This window comes from Pseudomonas sp. N2-3-1-14 (assembly GCF_041228395.1).
GTDB lineage: Bacteria > Pseudomonadota > Gammaproteobacteria > Pseudomonadales > Pseudomonadaceae > Aquipseudomonas.
Map to the genome: position 1 here is coordinate 3158299 of NZ_CP166199.1, position 19588 is coordinate 3177886.

Consider the following 19588-nt stretch of genomic DNA (forward strand, 5'->3'; position numbering starts at 1 on the left):
TTATTTCACGGCGTAGACCTTGCGTACATACACCGTGCTGTTCCAGGCACACGGCGCACCTTTGGCCACGAATACCGTGTCGCCACGGTTGACCGTCACCGCAACTCCCTCGTCGTCTTGCAGCGTGACGCTGCCTTCGAGCAGGTGCATCAATTCATGCAGTTTGTGCGGGCGGCCGTGGCGGGCGTAGGGCGTCGAGTCCCAGATGCCGATGCGCAGCTCAGTGACCTCATCATCGAACAGGTTGAACGCGCGGCACTGCGGGGTAGGGCCGATCAGGATCTGTGGTTCGGGCGCGGCGGAGGGATTGAGCAGGGTATGCGGGGCAAGCAAGGTCAGGCCCGGACGCGCCGGAGCATCGGCTTGGTCGACGGCGCAGAACGCCCATTGGCTGCCTGCGCTCGCCTGCACTGTAAGGCGTGTGCCACGACCGATCACGGCGCTGCTGCCGACCCCCAGCTCCAGTGTCTGGTCTGCGCTGCCGAGCAGCACATGGCCTGCGTGTACCACCAGTGTTTCGCTGTGGGGGAAGCCTTCGATCACGGCTTCGCCGCTGAATGTCACCAGCCCTGCGGACACGCCATCATCGCCCAGCCAGGCGAGTTGGCGGGTGTCGCCGAAGGGGTCCAGCGCGCTCAAGGCGCCGGTATTGAAAGACGTGGCAACGCGGCTGCCGTCGGCGCGAGCCAACAGCAGGATACGGGGAGATGACATGGGGAATGCTCCGGGAGGAAAGTCAGCCGATCGCCTGAGTGATCAGGGCAAAGGGGTGTACGCCGTGGCTGGCCCGGGGCGGCGTGCCCAGAGCCATCTGCGCGACGGTGTCGATGTTCTTCAGCCCGGCGTATTCGAGCCAGTCGCTGAGGCCGCATGTGACGGGAATGTCGATGCGGACAAAGGCATCCGGCACCTGGGCCAGCAGTACCGCGATCAAGTGCTTGGCCTGATCGATGTTTTCGGCAACCACCGGGCCGATGCAGCGCCCACGACCAAACGGCCGCAGCAGGGCGAAGCCGCGTAGCTGGCCATCGCGCTCGATGCCCACCGCGTGCTCCACCTGCAGGTCGCGCAGTACTTCGCGGCGGTCCAGGCCACTGGCGGCTTTGGCCAGCGCGAGCAGGCTGGGGTGGTCGTCGGCGTGCAGGGCGCGGCAGGTTTCGCCATCGGCCAGTCCCGGCAGGGCGGGCACCAACGCCTGGCCCTGATGCTGTTGCACTCGCCCAAATTCGACGAACCCCTGGCTGGTATACAGCGGGGCGCCGGCGAGGGTGGCGTTGAGGACCGGCGTGCGCGCATCGCAGGCGGCGAGGGCTTTTTCCATCAAACGACGGCCGATGCCCTGGCCCTGGTAGTCATTGCTCACGATCACCAAACCGATGGTGGCGTAGTCGCCCTGGGGGCAGGCGAAGGCGCTGCCGATCAGGCGCTCGCCATCCATCACCACGAAACCGTCGCTGACACGTTGCAACATGGCCCAGTCTTCCAGGCGGTGCGGCCATTTGAGTTGCACCGACAAGGTATGGGCGGCCGGCAGGTCGGCCGCGGTCATGGGGCGGTATACATAAGCAGGGTGTGGCAGGGCGGACATGGCGAGCCTCCATAGAGCGTATTGTTCAGCACGAGGATGCTTGTATCCCACCTGTTTTAGAGGCTGGCAAGTGGGTCGGGAATATTCGGCAGATTCCTTGGGCTGTGTGTTGCGCGGCCACAGTTACTACTTAATTGGGGTAGGGGGGCAGCAGCAAATGCCAAGGGTGTTTTCCGGGTACATCTCCATAGCGCGGTCACGGCCATGCAAGCAATCGGGGCCAGCCACACTTTCTGCCGCCCCCACCCCCGTCCTTAAGCCGTTCTGCCCCTCAAAGCCCCCTAAAAGCGCACAAACACAGGCCCTGCCCAAGCCTGGCGCGTACCGCAAAGTCTGCTGAGCCCGGCCACCAAAACGGTGGTTTGTATTGAGCGAAGGTCTTTTTAGACGGCATATGCTGATTTCACAGTGGTGTAATGAACCTGTGCTGCAACGAGGCGAAGCCGCCGCCAGGGCAGTGAACGCTTGTCACACTCAACGAACTTCAGGACCGCACTCCATGAGCTTTCTTCGTCCCAAATTCATTACGTTCGACTGCTACGGTACGCTGACCAACTTTCATATGGGCACCATGACCCGCGAGCTCTTCGCCGATCGTATCCCCCCTCAGCAGATGGACCAATTCGTCAAGGACTTCTCGGCCTACCGCCTCGACCAGGTCATGGGCGACTGGCGCCCCTACGACGAAATTCTCAAGACCGCCCTGGCCCGTACCTGCAAGCGCTGGGGTATCGAGTATCGCGAGGAAGGCCAGCTGTATTACGACGCCGTGCCGACCTGGGGCCCCCACGCGGACGTGCCGGCCGGCCTGTCGAAGATTGCCGACAAGATTCCCCTGGTTATCTTCTCCAATGCCAGCGACAGCCAGATCATGTCCAACGTCGACAAGCTCGGCGCGCCATTCCACAAAGTATTCACTGCCGAACAGGCCCAGGCCTACAAGCCGCGCCTGGCCGCCTTCGAATTCATGCTCGATAACCTGGGTTGCGGCCCGGACGACATCTTGCATGTGTCTTCCAGCTTCCGTTATGACCTGATGCCGGCCCATGACATGAAGATCAAAAACAAAGCGTTCGTTGCCCGTGGCCACGAAGTGCCAGGCAATGCGTTTTACGGTTACCAGCAGATCACCGATATCGGTGGGCTGCCAGCGTTGGTCGGTCTGTAACAGCACACCAAGGGGTAAAGCATGGGCAGTGAATCCTATTGGCTCGACACCGCACCGGCGTTCACCGGTGCCCAACTGGGCAGCTTGCCCGGGCAGGTCGATGTGGCTGTGGTAGGTGGTGGCTTCACTGGCCTGGCGGCGGCGCGTGCGTTGGCGAGCAAAGGGGCGAGTGTGGTGGTGCTCGACGCCGGCCGTGTGATCGGCGAGGCCTCTGGGCGCAACGGTGGCCAATGCAACACCGGCGTGGCCCAGGATTATGCCGGGCTGCACGCCAGCCTCGGTGCCGCCAAGGCGCGCGCCTATTACCAGGCCTATGAAAGCGCGGTGCAGACCGTCGTTTCGTTGGTCGAGCAGGAAGGGATTGCCTGCGACCTGGTGCGCAACGGCAAGCTCAAGCTGGCGGCCAAGCCCCTGCATTACGAAGGCCTGGCCCGCACCTGTGAGCTGATCCGCCAGGAGGTGGATGCCGATGTCGCGTTGCTCAGCGCCGAACAGACCCGTGCAGAAGTCAACTCGACCCAGTTCCACGGCGGCTTGCTGCAGCGCAACGGCGTGCAGATGCATGTCGGTCGCTTCGGGGTTGGCCTGGCCGAGGCGGCCGCGCGGCGCGGCGCGATGATCTACGAGCACACTACCGTCAAGGATTGGAAGGCCCAGGCCGGTGGCTATCAGGTCAACACCGCCAAAGGCTCGCTGCACGCCGGGCAAGTGCTGCTGGCCACCGGCGCCTGCCAGCATGGCGACCTCGGTTGGTACCGTCGGCGCATTGTGCCGGTGGGCAGTTTTGTCATCGTCACCGAAGTCTTGCCCCAAGCGTTGATCGATCAGTTGCTGCCGCTGCGCCGCGCCTACGTGACCAGCCGCATGATCGGCAACTATTTTCGCCTGACCCCGGACAACCGCCTGCTGTTTGGCGGGCGTGCCCGGTTTGCCATGTCTGACAGCGTCTCCGACGCCAAGAGCGGCAAGGTGCTGCAGGCGGCGATGCTGAACATGTTCCCGCAGTTGGCGCACGTGAAGATCGACTACTGCTGGGGCGGCCTGGTGGACATGACGTCCGACCGCCTGCCCCGCGCCGGCCAGCACGGCGGCGTGTTCCATTCCATGGGCTATAGCGGCCATGGCGTGCAGATGTCCGTGCACATGGGCCAGGTCATGGCTGACGTCATGGCGGGCAACGCGGCGGCCAACCCGTGGGGTGAACTGGAATGGCCGGCGATTCCCGGGCATTTCGGCAAACCCTGGTTCCTGCCGTTCGTGGGCGCCTATTACCGTTTCCAGGACTATTTGCACTGAGTTGCCGTTGTTGCGTGACCGTCGTTTGCGTTTCCAGGACGCTCCGGACATCCGTGAGCACTCGATTCTTCCGATTATCGACAGGTAGCCTTGCTATGACTGACAACAAAAACACACCCGAGCTCATCTCCGGCCAGGAAAGCCTGCGGGTGTTCGAAAGTCTCAACCGTGGCATGTCGCGCCGCAATGCCCTGCAAATGCTCGGCGTTGCGGGCGTCGCCGCCGCTGGTGCGGGCAGCCTGTTCGGCGCCGCCGGCAAATTGTTCGCCGATGAAGCGGCCACCGAGGGCAAAGGCAAGCCGGGCGGCAAGATCCGCGTGGCCGGCATGTCCAGCTCCACCGCCGACACCCTCGACCCGGCCAAGGGCGCGCTGTCCACCGACTATGCACGCCACTACATGTTCTACAACGGCCTGACCCGTTTCGATAAGCACCTGGTGCCGCAACTGGAACTGGCTGAGCGCATCGACAATACCGACGCCACGGTGTGGACCATCACCCTGCGCAAAGACGTGACCTTTCACAATGGCAAGGCCCTGACCGCCGCCGACGTGGTGTTCTCCCTGAACCGCCACAAAGACCCGCTTACCGGCTCCAAAGTCATGCCGCTGATGGAGCAGTTCGCCGAGATCAAGGCCAGCGGGCCGAACGAGGTGCAAATTCGCCTTAGCGCGCCCAACGCCGAGTTGCCTTCGATCCTCGCCGTGTCGCACTTGTTGATCGTTCCCGAGGGCACCACCGACTTCAACAAAGGCATCGGCACCGGCCCGTTCACTGTCGGTGAGTTCAAGCCGGGTGTGCGCTCGATTGCCGTGCGCAACAAGAACTACTGGAAACCGGGCTTGCCGTACCTCGACGAGATCGAGTTCATTGCCATCGCCGACGAGCCATCGCGGGTCAACGCGTTGCTGTCGGGCGACGTGCACATGATCAACGAGGTCAACCCGCGTTCCACCACGCGCATCGCCGCGAGTACCAAGCACCGAGTCGTGGATGCGCCGTCGGGCAACTACACTGACTTGATCATTCGCCAGGACCAGTTACCCGGCAAAAGCCCGGAATTCACCCAGGCCATGAAGCTGCTGCTCGACCGTGAGCAGGTCAAATCTGCGGTGTTCCGTGGGTTTGCCGTGGTGGGCAACGACCACCCGATCGCGCCGGGTTCGCGTTACTTCAACGCCGATCTGCCGCAGACGGTCTACGACCCGGAAAAAGCCAGGTTCCTGCTGAAGAAAGCCGGCATGGAAAGCATCACCATGCCGGTCATGGCATCGCCTGCCGCCACCGGTTCGGTGGACATCGCCGTGCTGTTGCAGCAGTCGGCGAAACAGGCCGGGCTCAAGCTGGACGTGAACCGCCTGCCGAGCGACGGCTACTGGTCCAACCACTGGATGAAGCACCCGTTGAGCTTCGGCAACATCAACCCTCGGCCGAATGCCGACGTGATGTTCTCGCAGTTCTTCCAGTCCAAGGCGCCGTGGAACGAATCCGGCTGGCAGAACGATCAGTTCGACCAGCTGTTGATGCTGGCCCGTGGCGAAAACGATGACGCCAAGCGCGCCAAAATGTATGGCGACATGCAGACCCTGGTGCACGACCACTGCGGTATCGGCGTGCCGGTGTTCATCAGCAACATTGACGGCGTGGACCAGCGCGTCAAGGGATACGGCACCAACCCGCTGGGCGGTTTCATGGGCTACATGTTTGCCGAGCAGGTGTGGCTGGACGCGTGAGGAGGGCAGTGCGATGAATGGCAATACACTGTGGTTGATCGCCCGGCGTTTCGGCGCCGGGGCCGTGACCTTGTTGATCGTGTCCATGGTCGTGTTTGCGATCACGGCGGTGCTGCCGGGGGACGCGGCGCAGCAATCCCTCGGCCAGTTCGCGACCCCTGAGCAGGTGGCGGCACTGCGCCTGAAGCTGGGGCTGGACCAGCCCGGTGTATTGCGTTATTTGCACTGGTTGATGAGCCTGCTCACCGGCGACCTGGGCGTGTCAGTGTCCAACGCCATGCCGGTGGGTGAACTGATGGCGGGCCGGGTGCCCAACACCCTGATGCTGGCGGGCGCCACGGCGCTGGTCTCGGTGCCGGTGGCACTGGTACTGGGTATCGGCTCGGCGATGGGCCGTGGCGGGCGCATCGACAGCTGCCTGAGCTTTATTACGCTGGCGATGGTCGCGGTGCCGGAGTTTCTGGTGGCAACCCTGGCAGTGCTGATTTTCGCGGTCAACCTCGGCTGGTTGTCGGCACTGTCTTACGCCAGCGACATCACCTCACCGCTGCAATTCATGCGTACCTATGCCTTGCCGGTGATGACGCTGTGCTGCGTGATCGTCGCGCAAATGGCCCGCATGACCCGCGCCGCGGTGATCGACCAGCTCGACAGCGCCTACGTGGAAATGGCCCGACTCAAAGGCGTCAGCCCCATTCGCATTGTGCTGCGCCATGCCCTGCCCAATGCGATCGGGCCGATCGCAAATGCCATCGCCCTCAGCCTGTCGTACCTGCTGGGCGGGGTGGTGATCGTCGAAACCATCTTCAATTATCCCGGCATTGCCAGCTTGATGGTCGATGCCGTGACCAACCGTGACATGGCGCTGGTACAAGCGTGCACCATGTTGTTCTGCGCGGCCTACCTGGGGTTGGTGCTGATCGCCGACCTGTGCGCAATCCTGTCCAATCCGAGGCTGAGAAACCAATGAACCCGGTCATTGCGAAATCCAAGCCTGTGTCTTCCGCGCTGGCCCTTGCCAAGGTTTCCAGCGGCCCGTCCTGGTTGGGGCTGGTGGGCGCCGTTGTGTGCGTCGTCTGGTTGCTGGTGGCGCTGTTCGGCCCCTGGCTGGCACCCCACCCGGTGGGTGAAGTGGTGTCCGATAACATCTTCGAAGGCTTCAGCCTCACTCATCCGTTCGGCACCGACTACCTGGGGCGTGACATGCTCAGCCGGGTATTGGTAGGCGCGCGATTCACCGTCGGGCTGGCGCTGGTGGCGGCGCTGTTGGCCAGCACCTTCGGCACCGGGTGTGCGCTGCTATCAGTGGTCTCGCCCAAGTGGCTGGACGAGATCATCAGCCGCATCATGGATGCCTTTATCTCGATCCCAAGCAAAATGCTTGCGCTGATCATGGTCTCGGCGTTTGGCTCGTCAGTGACGCTGCTGATCTGCACGGCGGTTATCAGTTATATCCCAGGCTCGTTCCGCGTCGCCCGCAGCATGGCGGTCAATATCGAGGCCCTGGAGTACGTGCAGGTTGCGCGCACTCGCGGCGAAGGCCGTTTGTACGTGGCGTGCATGGAGATCCTGCCGAATATACTCAACCCGGTATTGACCGACCTGGGCCTGCGGTTCGGCTACATCGTGCTGTTGCTCAGCGGCATGAGTTTTCTCGGCCTCGGCGTACAACCGCCAGACGCCGACCTCGGCTCGCTGGTGCGCGAAAACATCGGCGGCCTCAATCAGGGTGCGCTGGCCATCATCATTCCGGCGTTGGCCATTGGCACGCTGACCATCGGTGTGAATCTGCTGATTGATTACTTGTCATCACGACGCAGTCGACGCACGGGAGGCCATTGAAATGACCCAATTGATTCGCGTCGAAGACCTGCGTGTCGTTGCTGGCGACGAAGGCAGTGAGGTTGAGATCGTCAAGGGCGTGAGCTTTTCCCTGGAAAAAGGTGAAGTGCTGGCGCTGATTGGCGAGTCCGGCTCGGGCAAGACCACCATCGCCCTGGCGTTGCTCGGCTATGCAAGGCGCGGCTGTCGCCTGTCCGGCGGGGTGGTGCAGGTCGGTGAACACGACATGCTTGCCTTGAGCGAAAAACAGCTGCAGGGCCTGCGCGGCAATCGCGTGTCCTATATCGCCCAAAGCGCCGCAGCGGCTTTCAACCCGGCCAAGAAACTCATCGACCAAGTGGTGGAAGGCGCGTTGATTCATGGCCTGGGCACCCGGGTCGAGCTGGAAGCCAAGGCCATCGGCTTGTTTCGCGACCTGGCCCTGCCCAATCCCGAACGCATTGGCCGGCGTTACCCGCATCAAGTCTCCGGCGGGCAACTGCAGCGGGTGATGGCGGCGATGGCGCTGATCAGCGACCCGGTGCTGGTCGTACTCGACGAGCCGACCACGGCTCTGGACGTGACTACCCAGATCGATGTGTTGCGCGCGTTCAAACGCGTGGTGCGCGAGCGTGGCGCCACGGCGGTGTATGTGTCCCACGACCTGGCGGTGGTTGCGCAAATGGCCGACCAGATCGTGGTGCTCAACGCTGGGCAAATCCTCGAACAGAGCGCCACCGCGCCGCTGCTCAAGACCCCTGCCCACGAATACACCCGCAGTTTGCTGGCCGCCGCACGGCCCGACACGACCATCCGCCCGCCCAGCGGGATTGCCGAAGACGTGCCGCTGCTGACCATCAGCGGCCTCACCGCCGGCTACGGCAACAAGAACATGCAAGGCATGCCGGCGATTCGGGTGCTGGAAGATATCGACCTGACCGTGCGTCGTGGCCAGGCCATCGGTGTGATCGGTGAGTCCGGCTCCGGCAAGTCCACCTTGGCGCGCGTGGTCGCGGGGCTGTTGACCCCGGCCCTGGGGGGGCTGACGTTCGATGGCCAGCCGCTGGGCGGCCACCTGTCTGAGCGCACGCCGGAGCAGTTCCGGCGGATCCAGATGGTGTTCCAGAACGCCGACACCGCGCTTAACCCGATGCACAGCGTGGCGACCATCCTCAGCCGCCCGCTGAAGATGTATTTCGGTCTCAAGGGCGCTGCCTTGAAGGCGCGCGTCGGTGAGTTGCTGGACCTGGTGCGCCTGCCGCGCACCCTGGCTGAACGTCGTCCCAACGAGCTGTCCGGCGGGCAAAAGCAGCGGGTCAATCTGGCCCGCGCGCTGGCGGCCAAGCCCGACCTGATCCTGTGTGATGAAGTGACCTCGGCCCTCGACACGGTGGTGGGCGCGGCGATCCTCGAACTGCTGCGGGACCTGCGCCAGCAACTGGGGGTGTCGTACCTGTTTATCAGCCATGACATCTCCACCGTGCGTGCGTTGTGCGATGACATTGTGGTGATGTACAGCGGCCACAAGGTGCAGGCCGGCAACCGCCAGTCGTTTGCCGAGCCACCGTTCCACCCCTACACCGACCTGCTGATTCACTCGGTGCCCGAGTTGCGCCAGGGCTGGCTGGAAACCTGCGGCACCACGTGCGAAACGCTGCCAGCGATTGGCGAGCGGGCCAATGTGCCGGAGCTGTGCACCTTCCTCAATCGCTGCCCGGTACGCGTCGACGGCCTGTGCAACCGCACTGCGCCGAGTCGCCGAGCCCTCGACAACGGCGTTGAAATCCTTTGCCACCACGACAGCGCCCAGTTGCTGAATACCCAGCGGGGCGTCACCACCACCAGCTTGGGAGCCTATGCATGAAGGGGCGTTTTGTGAGGTTGGCCGAACAGGGCCGGCCGACGGTCAGCCTGACCGTGGATGGTGCAGCCATCGAGGCCTTGCAGGGCGACACCTTGATGGTGGCGCTGCTGACCCAGGGCAATGCGCTGCGCCAGTCGGAATTCGACAGCGGGCGCCGCGCCGGTTTCTGCCTGATGGGCGCGTGCCAGGACTGCTGGGTATGGACCCGCAGCGGTGAACGCCTGCGTGCCTGCTCCAATGAAGTCCGTGACGGGCTGGACATCGTTACCACACAACCGGAGGCGACATGGCCACTGCACGGGTAGTTATTGTGGGCGCCGGACCTGCCGGGGTGCGCTGCGCCGAAACCCTGTTGGCGGCGGGTATCAAGCCGATCCTGATTGATGAAAATCGCCGTGACGGTGGCCAGATCTACCGCCGCCAGCCCGACGGGTTCACCCGCGACTACACCACCTTGTACGGCAGCGAGGCTGCCAAGGCCCAGGACCTGCACCAGAGTTTCGATCGCCTGCGCGGCGCCATTGACTACCGCCCCGACACCCTGGTGTGGAACCTCACGCCGGGGCAACTGTGCTGCGTGAGCCAGGGCCGCCATACCACCGTGGAGTATGACGCACTGATCCTGTGCACCGGCGCCACCGACCGCTTGATGCCTGTCGAGGGTTGGCAACTGGCGGGCACCTATAGCTTGGGCGGGGCGCAGATCGCCTTGAAAAACCAGGCCGTGTCCATCGGTCATCGCGTGGTGTTCATGGGCAGCGGGCCGTTGCTGTACCTGGTTGCCAGCCAATACGTGAAGGCCGGCGCCGAGGTGGCGGCCGTGCTTGATACCTCGCCACTGAGCCTGCGCCTGAAAGCCATGCCCAAACTGTTGGCGCGGCCTGGCGTGCTGTTCACCGGGATCAAGCTGCTGGCGCAACTGTACCGTGCCAAGGTGGCGGTGCACCTGGGGATCAAGCCGCTGCAAGTCATGGGCGACGCCGCCAAGGGTGTAATGGGCGTGCGGTTCACCACGGGCAGTGGGCGGGTGGTCACGGTGCAGGCGGACGCCGTTGCGCTGGGTTATCACCTGCGCCCCGAGACGCAATTGGGCGATCTGGCCGGGTGCGCCATGGCGTTTGATCAAGCCTCCAGCCAATGGTGGCTGGCCACCGATGACGCCGGACGCACCTCGGTGAAGGGCGTGTATGCAGCCGGTGACGGTTCGAAGATTCGCGGCGCGGATGCCGCCGAGCACGCCGGGCGCCTGGTGGCGTTGGCACTGCTGGAAGACCAGCAACAACCGGTGGACACCGGCGTGCGTGATGAACAACAACAGGCCTTGGCAGTGATGGACCAGTTCCGCCTCGGCCTGGCCCAGGCGTTCCCTTGGCCCAGTGAACAGGCCAGGGCCCTGCCAGACAGCGCCATCGTGTGCCGCTGCGAGATGATCAGTGCCGGCGAGTTGCGCCGCACGGTGAAGGAGAAGGGCGCCTGCGAGGTCAATCGCGCCAAGGCGTTCAGCCGCGTGGGCATGGGCCGTTGCCAGGGGCGTTATTGCTCCCAGGCCGGGGCTGAAGTGATCGCCGCCGCTGCCGGCGTGCAGGTCCAGGAGGTGGGGCGCCAGCGCGGCCAGGCGCCGGTCAAACCCTTGTCGATGCTGATCACCGAGGAGGTGCCTTCATGAGTGTACAAAAAGCCGATGTAGTGATTGTCGGTGGCGGCGTGATGGGCTCGGCCACCGCGTTTTTTCTGCGGCGTCGCGGGCTGTCGGTGATCCTGCTGGAGCGCGACCAGATCGGCCAGTACGCCAGTGGCGTCAACTTCGGCAACGTGCGCCGGCAAGGGCGCTTCCTTGGTCAACTGGCCCTGGCCAACCGCTCCTGGGCGCTGTGGAAGCGCCTGCCGGAACTGATCGATGATGACCTGGAGTTCATTCCCAGTGGCCACATGCGCGTGTGTTATCGCGAAGATGAAATCGCCGAGCTGGAAGCCTACGCGACCGCGCCGGAAGCTGAACAGCTGGACCTGAAAATTTATCGTGGCGCCGAGCTGCATCAACGCTTCGGCTTCCTCGGCCCGGACGTCAAGGGCGGCTCCTATGCGCCCCACGATGGCCACGCCAACCCGCGCCTGGCCGCACCAGCCTTTGCCCGGGCTGCACGACGCCTGGGGGCGCAAATTGAAGAACGCACTGAAGTCGCTGAGGTGCAGAAGGTCGGCGCTGACTTTCATGTTTCCACCACCGACGGTCGCCAGTTCCACGCCGCGCAACTGTTGATCACCGCCGGCGCCTGGGGTCAGAAACTCTCGGCGCAGTTCGGTGAACCGGTACCGCTGGACACCCACGGCCCGCAAATGGCGGTGACCGAGCCGGTGCCCTACGCATTGCCGACAGTGATCGGCGTCTACACCAAGATCCCGGAAGAAGTGATCTACTTCCGTCAGATTCCCCGGGGCAATATCGTCATCGGCGGCGGTTACCGTAGCAAGCCCGACATGCTCAACCGCCGTGCCTATGTGGAACCGCGCAGCATCCTCAACCAAGTCAGCCAGATGCGCCGCCTGCTGCCGGGCGTGGGTAACCTGAATATCATCCGCGTGTGGAGCGGCATCGAAGGCTACCTGCCGGACTCGCTGCCGGTGATGGGCGCCAGCGGCACCGTCGACGGTCTGTTTTATGCCTTCGGTTTTTGCGGCCACGGCTTCCAGCTCGGCCCGGGCGTCGGCGATGTGATGGCCGAACTGCTTGGCACCGGGAGCACCAGTACCCCGATCGAACCGTTCTCCATCACCCGGTTCGCCCCACCTGTCGAGCAACGGAGCCAAGCCTCATGAAACCCCGGGTTCTCGAGATTCTCAAACAGCTGATGGCTTTCGACACCGTGTCGTCGGAATCCAACCTGGCCCTGATCGACTACGTGCGCGACCTGCTGCTGACCAAAGGCATCGAGTCGCTGATCGTCAAAGACCAGAGCGGCAAGAAGGCCAACCTGTTCGCCAGCACCGGGCCCAAGGAGCAGCCAGGAGTGTTGCTGTCCGGGCACACCGACGTGGTACCGGCAGCGGGGCAGGCCTGGACCTTTCCCGCCTTCGCCGCCACCGTGCAGAACGGGCGCATCTATGGGCGCGGCAGTTGCGACATGAAGGGCTTTATCGCCCTGGCCATCGACGCCATGCTGGATGCCGCCGACCACCGCCTGAACCGCCCGCTGCAACTGGCCCTTTCCCATGACGAAGAGATCGGTTGCGTCGGCGTACGGCGCCTGCTCGACGTGCTGCACCTGGCGCCGGTGCGGCCGTTTCTGTGCGTGATCGGAGAGCCGACCAATATGCAGTTCGTGCTGGGCCACAAGGGCAAGGGCTCTTACCGCACGTATTGCCGGGGCCAGGAAGCCCATTCGTCCCTGGCGCCACGCTCGGTCAATGCGATTCATGTGGCGTGCGACTTTATCGCTGCCCTGCGCGAGAGCCAGCAGCAACTGCAACGCCACGGCGCACAGGACAGCGACTACGACGTGCCCTATAGCACCGTGCACGTAGGGCAGATTGTCGGCGGCAAGGCGCTGAATATCGTGCCTAACCTGTGCACCCTGGATTTCGAAGTGCGCAACCTGCCGGCCGACGATCTGGAGCAATTCCTGGAGCAGATGCGCGAGCGCGCTGAAGTGATCGTGCGCGAGGCACAGAAGTTGTCCAGCGTAGCGGCCATCGAAATCGAAACCGTCAATGTGTATCCCGGCCTCGACACCCACCCCAGCGTCGAAGCCGTGCGTTTTCTCAAGCAATTCGCCGCGCCAGGCACCGGCACTTCCAAGGTCTCGTTCGGTACCGAGGGCGGCCTGTTCAAGCAGCGCCTGGATGTGCCGGTGGTGGTGTGCGGGCCGGGTTCGATCGAGCAGGCGCACAAGCCCGACGAGTTTATCGAGATCAGCCAAATGGACGCCGGCGAGCGCTTTTTGCAAGGTTTGCTGGGTTCGCTTACGGCCTAGCAGAGCCTGCCGTCCTGGGGCCAATTTCAGCACGGGACGCTGCTTAAGCTGCGCTTTCGGCATCCTGATTCGCGGCACCTCCCTAGACTGGAGCGTGTCTCGGATCAGGACTCGACCATGCTCAATAATCGCTTGCAAGACCCCAGCCTCCTGGCTGAACTCGCCTATGTGGATGGCCAGTGGATCGCTGCCGACAGCGGCGCCACCCTGGACATCCACGACCCTGCCACCGGCCACCTGCTGGCGCGGGTGCCGGCCATGGACGCCGTGGATACCCACCGCGCCATCGCCGCCGCCGAAAGGGCCTGGCCCGCCTGGCGCGCACGCCCGGCAGCAGAGCGTGCGGCACTGCTGGAACGTTGGTTCCAGGCCATGCTCGACAACCTCGATGACCTGGCGCTGATCATGACCTGGGAACAGGGCAAGCCGCTCGCTGAAGCCAAGGGCGAGATTCGCTACGGTGCCGGTTTCGTCAAATGGTTCGCCGAGGAAGCGCGCCGGGTCTATGGCGAAACCATGCCGGCGCCCAGCGGCGACCGACGCCTGCTGACCCTCAAGCAGCCGGTGGGCGTGTGCGCTGCCATTACGCCGTGGAACTTCCCCAACGCGATGATCACCCGCAAATGCGCACCGGCGTTAGCCGCTGGTTGCCCGATCATCGTCAAGCCGTCGGACCTTACCCCGTTGTCGGCATTGGCCCTGGCGGTGCTGGCTGAGCGAGTCGGCATTCCGGCCGGGGTGTTCAACGTGATCACCGGGTTGCCTGCCGGCATCGGCGAGGCGCTGACCGGCAACCCGGCGGTGCGCAAGATCTCCTTTACCGGTTCCACCGCCGTTGGCCGCTTGCTGATGCGCCAGAGCGCCGAGCACATCAAGCGCCTGAGCCTGGAGCTGGGCGGCAATGCGCCGTTTGTCGTATTTGACGACGCCGACCTGGAGAAGGCCGTGGCCGGGGTGATGCTCAGCAAGTTCCGCAATGCCGGGCAAACCTGCGTGTGCGCCAACCGCATCCTGGTACAGGCCGGTATCTACGCGCGTTTCGCCGCGCGCCTGGTGGAGGAGGTGAGCAAGCTCAAGGTCGGTAACGGTCTGGAGGAGGGCGTGACCATCGGCCCGCTGATCAACCCGGCGGCGGTGAACAAGGTCGCACGGCATATCGACGATGCCCTGAGCCAGGGCGCGAAGCTGTTGTGTGGCGCGATCCCCAAGGGTGACAGCCAGTTTGTGCAGCCCACGGTGCTGAGTGACACCCACGCCGGCATGTTGCTGGCCAATGAAGAAACCTTCGGCCCGGTGGCCCCGCTGATGCGCTTTACGGATGAAGCCGAGGCGCTGGCCCTGGCCAATGCCACGCCGTATGGCCTGGGCGCCTACTATTTCACCCAGGACCTGCAGCGCTCGTGGCGTTTTGGCGAGGCGTTGGAGTTCGGCATGGTCGGGCTCAACACCGGGATCATCTCCATGGAAGTGGCGCCGTTTGGCGGTATCAAACAATCGGGCCTGGGCCGTGAAGGCAGCAAATATGGCCTGGATGAGTACCTTGAAGTCAAAGCCTTCCACATCGGCGGGCTCAACTGAATTCCCACGAGCCATGCACCATGAGCAAGGCATTCAGAATCGCCGCGATTGCCGGCGATGGCATTGGCAAGGAAGTGCTGCCCGAAGGGCTGCGGGTACTGGAACGGGCGGCCAGTCTCTGGAACTTGAACCTGAGCATCGAGGTGCTCGACTGGGCCCACTGCGATTACTACCTGGAGCACGGGCAGATGATGCCTGAGGACTGGTTTGAGCAGCTCAAGGGCTTTGACGCGATTTACTTCGGCGCCGTAGGCTGGCCGGGCAAGGTGCCCGACCATATTTCCCTGTGGGGCTCGTTGCTCAAGTTCCGCCGCGACTTCGACCAGTACGTGAACATCCGCCCGGTGCGGCTGTTCCCTGGGGTGCCGTGCCCCTTGGCCGGGCGCAAGCCGGGGGACATCGATTTTGTGGTGATCCGCGAAAACACCGAGGGCGAATATTCGTCAGTGGGCGGCAAGATGTTCGAGGGCACCGAGCATGAATTCGTGCTGCAGGAGTCGGTATTCACGCGGCGCGGCGTCGACCGCATCCTCAAGTTTGCCTTCGACCTGGCCCAGTCCCGCCCGCGCAAGAAGCTCACGGCGGCGACCAAGTCCAATGGCATTTCCATCAGCATGCCCTACTGGGATGAGCGCACCGCATTGATGGCCGCCAACTACCCCGAAGTGAGCTGGGACAAGCAGCACATCGACATCCTGTGCGCGCGGTTTGTGCTGCAACCGGACCGGTTTGATGTGGTGGTGGCATCGAACCTGTTCGGCGACATCCTCTCCGACCTCGGGCCGGCGTGCGCCGGGACGATCGGTATTGCGCCGTCGGCCAACCTCGACCCCGAGCGGCGCTTTCCGTCGTTGTTCGAGCCGGTGCACGGTTCGGCCCCGGATATTTATGGGCAGAACATTGCAAATCCCATAGCGATGATCTGGTCGGGGGCGTTGATGCTGGATTTCCTTGGCAATGGGGAGGCGCGGTATCGGGCGGCCCATGACGGGATCCTGCGGGCGATTGAGGCGGTCATTGCCGAGGGCGTGGTGACGCCAGATCTGGGCGGGAAGGGCTCTACTCAGGATGTCGGGCTGGCGATTGCCCAAAGGCTTCAGATCTAAAGCGAGCAAGCTCGAAAATGTGGGAGCGGGCTTGCTCGCGAATGCAGGGGGCAGTTGAAATATCTTTAACTGACACCCCGCATTCGGTTGATCTGGCGCCGGGGCACGGCGTCGCAGAGTTTGAACAGTTTTGTGCGGTGGCTGGAGGAGCGCGGCCTGGCACTAACACCGTAGCAGCTGCCGAGCCCCAGCGAAGCTGCGATGACGTCGGCACAATCGACATCGATATTGCGTGACCCACCGCTATCGCGGCCTCGCTAAAGCTCCACGGCTCCCACATCAAGACAGGTGCTCCCGCATTTGGATCTCCACGCGTCAATAACCCTTGCGCCGATCCACCTCACCCACCATCTGTTCCCCACGTTCATAACGCCGGATATTCTCCAGCAACACCCCAAACGCACTCGCCGGCTGGGTCATCGCTGCGATATGGGGCGTCAGCACAATCTGCGGGTGATCCCAGAATCGATGATCCGCTGGCGCAGGTTCCTCCTGCAGCACATCCAGCACTGCACCGCTCAGTTGCCCACTGCCCAATGCCTCCAGCAAGTCTTCCTCCACCAGGTGCCCGCCACGGCCCATGTTGATCAGCGCCGCCCCACGCGGTAACTGTGCAAACAGCTGCCGGTCGAGAATGCCTTGGGTCTGCTCGGTCAACGGCAGCACACACAACAGAATATCGCACTGGCTGAGAAACGACGGCAATTGGTGTTCACCGGCGTAGCAGTCCACACCTGGCAACTGATGAGCACTGCGCGCCCAGCCCGACAGCGCAAACCCCAACGGCGCCAACGTTGCCAGAATCTGCTGGGCCTGGGTGCCCAAGCCCATCACGCCGACCCTGCGATTCACGGCCGGTTGCAACAGGTGTGCCTGCCAGCAGCGCGCTGCTTGCTGCTGGCGGTAGCGCAACATATCGCGGTGCAGGCTGAGCACCGCCCAACTGGCGTATTCGCACATGCCGCGGGTGATGCCCGGGTCGAGCAGGCGCACCACGGGCAGGCCGGGCGGGAGGCGGGAGAGGTCCAGTTGGTCGACCCCGGCCGACAAAGCAAACAGCACTTTCAGGTTGGGCAGTAATTGCATTAGGTTGTCGGGCGCCTGCCAGGCGGCCAGGTAGTCCACGTCTTCGGCATTACCGATGTCGGGCCAGGCGCGCCATTCAATCTGCGGCGCGTGTGCGGCGAACAGTGCCTGCCAATGTTGGCCGCGCACCGGGTCAGCTTTGTAGAGCAAGGCCATGGGCATTTCCTGCAGGGTTTGGGTAGCCCTCATCATCCCCCAAGCCCGGCGCAGGATCTGTTGAAAGGTGGGGGCAAAACAGTCGATCCGAATTTCTCACGGGCCAAGTTCGGCGTAGTTGGTTGCCTGCAAGCCTTACTCTGAACCACATCGCAACCACTTTCCGGGTTGCTGCATTCACGATGGGAACTGCCATGAATAGCAAGGTCGACGAAACCCCTCATTTGCTCCGTCAGCGCGATCAATTCGTTCCCCGTGGCCTGGTGACCGCTCACCCGCTGGTGATTGACCGTGCCCAGGGCGCCGAGTTGTGGGACGTGGATGGCAAGCGTTACCTGGACTTCGTCGGCGGGATCGGCGTGCTGAACATCGGGCATAACCATCCCAAGGTGGTGGCTGCGGTGCAGGCCCAGTTGCAGAAGGTCTCCCACGCCTGCTTCCAGGTGGTGGCCTACCAGCCATACCTCGACCTGGCACAGCGGCTGTGCGAAATGGTCGGCGGGCAGGAAGCCTATAAGGCCGCCTTTTTCACCTCCGGCGCCGAGGCTGTGGAAAATGCGGTGAAGATCGCCCGCGCCCACACCAATCGCTCGGCGGTGATCGCCTTTCGGGGCGGCTTCCATGGTCGTACGCTGCTTGGCACCACGCTCACCGGTATGAGCCAACCCTACAAACAGAACTTCGGGCCGTTTGCACCGGAGGTGTTCCACACGCCGTATCCGAATGCTTATCGCGGGGTGACCAGCGAGCTGGCACTCAAAGCCCTGGATGAACTGCTGGCGACCCAGGTGGCGCCAGAGAGGATCGCGGCAATCATCATCGAACCGGTGCAGGGTGACGGCGGCTTCCTTGCCGCGCCTGTGGAGTTTCTCCAGGCACTGCGAGCGTTGGCGGACAAGCACGGCATCGTGTTGATCCTGGATGAGATTCAGACCGGTTTCGGCCGTACCGGGACCTGGTTCGGCTACCAGCATGCGGGCATCCAGCCTGACCTGGTCACCGTGGCCAAGAGCCTGGCCGGTGGCTTGCCGTTGTCCGGTGTAGTCGGCAAGGCGCACATCATGGATGCACCGCTGCCTGGCGGCCTGGGCGGAACCTACGGCGGTAATGCGTTGGCGTGCGCGGCGGCACTGGCGGTGATCAGCGCGTTCGAGCAGGAGCAACTGCTCGAACGCGGCCAACGGCTGGGCGAACGCCTGCGCCGAGGCCTGCTTGGTTTGCAGGCGCGCTACCCGCGTATCGGGGATGTGCGCGGCACCGGCTTCATGTTGGCGATCGAGCTGATCCAGGATGACCCGGCGCGCACGCCGGATGCCGACCTCAACCAACGGCTGATCGATGAAGTCCGCGCTGGCGGGTTGCTGGTGATCAAATGCGGCGTGCATCGCAACGTGCTGCGCTTTCTCGCGCCGTTGGTGGCCACCGAGGCCCAGGTCGACGAAGCCTTGCAGATACTCGACGGCGCCTTGGCACGGGTCTTGAACTGAGCCTGTGCTTGTTCAGGGTGGACTGCATCATTGGAGACTTGACCCCACATGGGACTGACAGATTATCGAGCGCTGCTGATCGATTGCGATGAAGTGCTGGTGGACCGCGACTCGGGTGTGTTGGCCGCCTTGCAACCGCTGCTCGACAGCCGTAGCGGGCAGCCGCCCAGGGAGCAGGTGCTGGCCGAGTACAACACGGTGGTCGCGAATCTCTACCCGCGCTTCGCCGAGTTGGGCTTCAGTGGCCTGCTGTGTTTTGCCCACCGCCAACTCGCCGAACGCTGGGGGCTCCACGCCAGTTGGGAGGAGGGCATGAGCTTTGCCCGCAGCGTCGGCAGTTGGGCGCTGTTCGAGGATGCACCGGGGGCTATGCTGTATTTGCGCAAGTTCTATCGGCTACTGGTGCGTGGCGACCGTGACGCAGAGGATCGTGGTGTGTTGTGTGAGCGGCTGGGTATTGCACCGGAAGATTTCATTTCCCTGGCCGATGACCTGCAATGGCTCAGCGAGCAAGCGGAGGATGTGCATCCCGTGCTGCATGTGACACGACCGTCGGTCGCGGCGCACGGGAGGCTGGACCGCTGTTTGATCGGCCGCCAGCGGCCCCGGCAGCCTTCGCGGTGCGCGGCGGATTACTGCATCAGCAGCATGGCGGATCTGGTGGCTCAGCATCAGCTGTCTTTACGGCGCTGATTTTGCTAGAAGATTGTCTTACAAACGGCAGTCAAGAGGTA

17 protein-coding genes are annotated in these 19588 nt (G+C 63.5%); 14 read left to right on the top strand and 3 right to left on the bottom strand.

All coding sequences use genetic code 11. The annotated features are described in order from the left end of the window. Nucleotides 1–714, bottom strand: coding sequence for a cupin domain-containing protein (locus AB5I78_RS14470; protein ID WP_242196673.1), 714 nt, complete (start codon nucleotides 712–714; stop codon nucleotides 1–3). Between the two features lie 22 nt (nucleotides 715–736). Beyond that, a complete protein-coding gene (locus AB5I78_RS14475) occupies nucleotides 737–1588 on the bottom strand; it encodes a GNAT family N-acetyltransferase (protein WP_369302863.1) in 852 nt (283 codons plus the stop codon). A 499-nt stretch (nucleotides 1589–2087) separates the two neighbouring features. On the opposite strand from AB5I78_RS14475, the gene AB5I78_RS14480 reads away from it, so the two are divergent. The 12 genes from AB5I78_RS14480 (at nucleotide 2088) to AB5I78_RS14535 (ending at nucleotide 16125) form a co-directional block, all read left to right on the top strand. Beyond that, nucleotides 2088–2756 carry a haloacid dehalogenase type II gene (locus AB5I78_RS14480; protein ID WP_369302864.1) on the top strand — a complete coding sequence of 223 codons (669 nt, stop codon included), beginning with the start codon at nucleotides 2088–2090 and terminating at the stop codon, nucleotides 2754–2756. A gap of 21 nt (nucleotides 2757–2777) precedes the next feature. Then, the gene (locus tag AB5I78_RS14485) at nucleotides 2778–4052 is read left to right on the top strand and encodes an FAD-binding oxidoreductase (protein WP_145160739.1); all 1275 of its coding nucleotides are present in this window, start codon (nucleotides 2778–2780) and stop codon (nucleotides 4050–4052) included. A gap of 95 nt (nucleotides 4053–4147) precedes the next feature. Next, nucleotides 4148–5785, top strand: a complete 1638-nt coding sequence (locus AB5I78_RS14490; protein WP_145160741.1) for an ABC transporter substrate-binding protein — start codon at nucleotides 4148–4150, stop codon at nucleotides 5783–5785. A gap of 13 nt (nucleotides 5786–5798) precedes the next feature. Beyond that, the gene (locus AB5I78_RS14495; RefSeq protein WP_242196658.1) at nucleotides 5799–6755 is read left to right on the top strand and encodes an ABC transporter permease; all 957 of its coding nucleotides are present in this window, start codon (nucleotides 5799–5801) and stop codon (nucleotides 6753–6755) included. After that, entirely contained in the window at nucleotides 6752–7627 is an 876-nt protein-coding gene (locus AB5I78_RS14500) for an ABC transporter permease (RefSeq protein WP_145160744.1), read from the top strand. The genes AB5I78_RS14495 and AB5I78_RS14500 overlap by 4 nt, the downstream gene beginning before the upstream one ends. Before the next feature lies 1 nt (nucleotide 7628). Beyond that, nucleotides 7629–9470, top strand: a complete 1842-nt coding sequence (locus AB5I78_RS14505) for an ABC transporter ATP-binding protein (RefSeq protein WP_369302865.1) — start codon at nucleotides 7629–7631, stop codon at nucleotides 9468–9470. Then, complete coding sequence (locus AB5I78_RS14510) at nucleotides 9467–9775, top strand: (2Fe-2S)-binding protein (protein ID WP_076014590.1); 309 nt, start codon at nucleotides 9467–9469, stop codon at nucleotides 9773–9775. The genes AB5I78_RS14505 and AB5I78_RS14510 overlap by 4 nt, the downstream gene beginning before the upstream one ends. Continuing rightward, nucleotides 9757–11136 (top strand): FAD-dependent oxidoreductase, encoded by a 1380-nt coding sequence (locus AB5I78_RS14515; protein ID WP_369302866.1) that lies wholly within the window; start codon nucleotides 9757–9759, stop codon nucleotides 11134–11136. Before AB5I78_RS14510 ends, AB5I78_RS14515 begins: the two co-directional genes overlap by 19 nt. Beyond that, nucleotides 11133–12287, top strand: a complete 1155-nt coding sequence (locus AB5I78_RS14520) for an NAD(P)/FAD-dependent oxidoreductase (protein ID WP_369302867.1) — start codon at nucleotides 11133–11135, stop codon at nucleotides 12285–12287. The genes AB5I78_RS14515 and AB5I78_RS14520 overlap by 4 nt, the downstream gene beginning before the upstream one ends. Then, nucleotides 12284–13441: an acetylornithine deacetylase gene (argE, locus tag AB5I78_RS14525; protein ID WP_369302868.1), complete on the top strand. Its 1158-nt coding sequence runs from the start codon at nucleotides 12284–12286 to the stop codon at nucleotides 13439–13441. Before AB5I78_RS14520 ends, argE begins: the two co-directional genes overlap by 4 nt. Nucleotides 13442–13558: 117 nt before the next feature. Further along, nucleotides 13559–15019, top strand: coding sequence for an NAD-dependent succinate-semialdehyde dehydrogenase (locus tag AB5I78_RS14530; RefSeq protein WP_369302869.1), 1461 nt, complete (start codon nucleotides 13559–13561; stop codon nucleotides 15017–15019). A 20-nt stretch (nucleotides 15020–15039) separates the two neighbouring features. Then, the gene (locus tag AB5I78_RS14535) at nucleotides 15040–16125 is read left to right on the top strand and encodes a tartrate dehydrogenase (protein ID WP_369302870.1); all 1086 of its coding nucleotides are present in this window, start codon (nucleotides 15040–15042) and stop codon (nucleotides 16123–16125) included. A 315-nt stretch (nucleotides 16126–16440) separates the two neighbouring features. On the opposite strand, the gene AB5I78_RS14540 is transcribed toward AB5I78_RS14535, so the two are convergent. Continuing rightward, a complete protein-coding gene (locus AB5I78_RS14540) occupies nucleotides 16441–17367 on the bottom strand; it encodes a glyoxylate/hydroxypyruvate reductase A (RefSeq protein WP_145160758.1) in 927 nt (308 codons plus the stop codon). Nucleotides 17368–17561: 194 nt separating this feature from the next. Here AB5I78_RS14540 and gabT point away from each other — a divergent pair, with 194 nt between their 5' ends. Next, nucleotides 17562–18854: a 4-aminobutyrate--2-oxoglutarate transaminase gene (gene gabT, locus AB5I78_RS14545; RefSeq protein ID WP_145160760.1), complete on the top strand. Its 1293-nt coding sequence runs from the start codon at nucleotides 17562–17564 to the stop codon at nucleotides 18852–18854. 48 nt (nucleotides 18855–18902) lie between these two features. Next, entirely contained in the window at nucleotides 18903–19547 is a 645-nt protein-coding gene (locus AB5I78_RS14550) for a 2-haloalkanoic acid dehalogenase (protein ID WP_369302871.1), read from the top strand. Nucleotides 19548–19588: the final 41 nt, after the last annotated feature.

Coding starts and splice junctions, on each gene's coding strand:
- argE (WP_369302868.1), top strand. CDS start 12,284: ATGAAACCCCGGGTTCTCGAGATTCTCAAACAGCTGATGGCTTTCGAC.
- AB5I78_RS14510 (WP_076014590.1), top strand. CDS start 9,467: ATGAAGGGGCGTTTTGTGAGGTTGGCCGAACAGGGCCGGCCGACGGTC.
- AB5I78_RS14500 (WP_145160744.1), top strand. CDS start 6,752: ATGAACCCGGTCATTGCGAAATCCAAGCCTGTGTCTTCCGCGCTGGCC.
- AB5I78_RS14540 (WP_145160758.1), bottom strand. CDS start 17,367: ATGGCCTTGCTCTACAAAGCTGACCCGGTGCGCGGCCAACATTGGCAG.
- AB5I78_RS14520 (WP_369302867.1), top strand. CDS start 11,133: ATGAGTGTACAAAAAGCCGATGTAGTGATTGTCGGTGGCGGCGTGATG.
- AB5I78_RS14470 (WP_242196673.1), bottom strand. CDS start 714: ATGTCATCTCCCCGTATCCTGCTGTTGGCTCGCGCCGACGGCAGCCGC.
- AB5I78_RS14505 (WP_369302865.1), top strand. CDS start 7,629: ATGACCCAATTGATTCGCGTCGAAGACCTGCGTGTCGTTGCTGGCGAC.
- AB5I78_RS14495 (WP_242196658.1), top strand. CDS start 5,799: ATGAATGGCAATACACTGTGGTTGATCGCCCGGCGTTTCGGCGCCGGG.
- AB5I78_RS14515 (WP_369302866.1), top strand. CDS start 9,757: ATGGCCACTGCACGGGTAGTTATTGTGGGCGCCGGACCTGCCGGGGTG.
- AB5I78_RS14480 (WP_369302864.1), top strand. CDS start 2,088: ATGAGCTTTCTTCGTCCCAAATTCATTACGTTCGACTGCTACGGTACG.
- AB5I78_RS14530 (WP_369302869.1), top strand. CDS start 13,559: ATGCTCAATAATCGCTTGCAAGACCCCAGCCTCCTGGCTGAACTCGCC.
- AB5I78_RS14535 (WP_369302870.1), top strand. CDS start 15,040: ATGAGCAAGGCATTCAGAATCGCCGCGATTGCCGGCGATGGCATTGGC.
- AB5I78_RS14550 (WP_369302871.1), top strand. CDS start 18,903: ATGGGACTGACAGATTATCGAGCGCTGCTGATCGATTGCGATGAAGTG.
- AB5I78_RS14490 (WP_145160741.1), top strand. CDS start 4,148: ATGACTGACAACAAAAACACACCCGAGCTCATCTCCGGCCAGGAAAGC.
- AB5I78_RS14475 (WP_369302863.1), bottom strand. CDS start 1,588: ATGTCCGCCCTGCCACACCCTGCTTATGTATACCGCCCCATGACCGCG.
- gabT (WP_145160760.1), top strand. CDS start 17,562: ATGAATAGCAAGGTCGACGAAACCCCTCATTTGCTCCGTCAGCGCGAT.
- AB5I78_RS14485 (WP_145160739.1), top strand. CDS start 2,778: ATGGGCAGTGAATCCTATTGGCTCGACACCGCACCGGCGTTCACCGGT.